We start from the raw sequence: 1,667 nt of genomic DNA on the forward strand, positions 1-1,667 counted from the left end.
GCTTTTGTGTTGGATATCGAGATTAGAAAGCGCACCCAGGATCAAAAATCATTGGACGATGTGCTTAGATATGCTTGGGTAAATCATCAGCAAAGTGGCCTGGAAGATAATACAATTCAATTAATTGTTAAGCAATTAACAAATAGCGATTTTACTGAGTTTTTTGATGATTACCTTTATGGCGTTAAAGAGTTACCATTGCAAGAGAGTTTTGCATATGTGGGTGTTGAATATAAGCTGGTCAAGCGTTTAGAAGATTTAACTGATTTTGGACTTACAATCAAAACACAAGGTGAGTTTAGTCAAATCACGCAGGTATTTGCCAATACTAGTGCGCAACAATCAGGGCTTTATGTGGGTGATAAGATTGTCAGCGTTAATTATCAACAGCTTAAAGACAAGCCTTTGGTTGCACAAATTAACGCCTATACTCAAGGTGAAGTGATAAAAGTCGGTGTATTGCGTGATGAGCTACTACTAGAGATTTTGGTGACTATTGGTCAAATAACCCCATCATTTTGTCAGCTAAGCTTAAATACTGAGCTTGACAATCAAACTAATAAACAACAAAAACAATGGCTTTACCAAGAGTAATATTGCCTAAATTGCTTGTTAAGCCAGTGGGCCGCGCTATTAGTGATTTTGGTATGATTAAAGAAGGCGACAAGATTTTGCTCGCTGTTTCTGGCGGTAAGGACTCTCTAAGCTTGTTTCACTTGCTTAGGCATTTTCAGCGTCACGCACCGATTAAATTTGACTTAGGCGTAGTTACCATTGATCCTCAAGTTGAGGGTTTTGAGCCACAAGCTTTAGAGGTTTTTTTTAAGAAATTCGACACCCCTTATTTCTTTGAAGAATTTCCAATTTTGGAGCAAGCTAAAGAAAGTATGAAGGGTGATTCATACTGTTCGTTTTGTGCTCGCATTAAGCGCGGTCTTATGTATAAAATTGCCAGACTTGAGGGTTATAACGTTTTGGCATTAGGTCAACATTTGGATGATCTGAGTGAAAGCTTAATGATGAGCATGTGTCATAATGGCAAAATTCAAACCATGAAGGCGCATTATATTAATGATGCTAAAGACCTGCGCATAATTCGCCCTATGGTATATGTGCGTGAGCGTCAATTGGCCGACTTTGCAGCCTCTGTTAATTTACCTGTTATTGCTGATTCCTGTCCAGCTTGTTTTACCATGCCCACTGAGCGCGACCATTTTAAACAATGGCTTTTAACAGAGGAAAAGCGCACGCCAAATTTATACAAAAACTTATTAAGTGCCATGAGGCCAATGCTGGATGAGGTTAATGATTAAATTTATTCTAACATTCTTTTCAATTTTGCCATTAAGGTTAAACCATTTAATTGGTTCATTAATTGGTCATTATTTATATTTTACTAAGAGCGATTCTAAAGAAGTTGTGAGTAAAAATATTGAAATTTGCTTCCCTCAACTGGATAAATATGAACAGCAGATTCTCATTAAAAAATCCCTAATAGAAACCGGAAAAGGCTTGAGTGAGTCTGGTTTTGTTTGGCTAAGAAGTTTTGATGATAACGCTAAGCACGTTACCAAAACAACAGGACTTGAGCATCTAAATAGCCCAGATCCAATTATTCTGCTGGTGCCTCATTTTGGTTGTTGGGAGATTACTGGTCGGGTGTTATC

At 37.7% G+C, this 1,667-nt stretch carries 2 protein-coding genes and 1 pseudogene; all 3 read left to right on the top strand.

Annotated elements, in window-relative coordinates; genetic code table 11:
- Positions 1–594, top strand: a 594-nt coding sequence (locus ABNR88_RS07230) for a PDZ domain-containing protein (RefSeq protein ID WP_348670259.1), incomplete at its 5' end; no start/stop codon positions are given.
- Positions 595–596: 2 nt separating this feature from the next.
- Complete coding sequence (locus ABNR88_RS07235; RefSeq protein WP_348670260.1) at positions 597–1,313, top strand: tRNA 2-thiocytidine biosynthesis TtcA family protein; 717 nt, start codon at positions 597–599, stop codon at positions 1,311–1,313.
- A pseudogene (locus ABNR88_RS07240) lies at positions 1,306–1,667 on the top strand (lipid A biosynthesis acyltransferase); the annotation flags it as partial. The gene ABNR88_RS07235 and the pseudogene ABNR88_RS07240, both read left to right, overlap by 8 nt.

Source organism: uncultured Candidatus Thioglobus sp. (assembly GCF_963981275.1).
Taxonomy (GTDB): Bacteria; Pseudomonadota; Gammaproteobacteria; order PS1; family Pseudothioglobaceae; genus Thioglobus_A.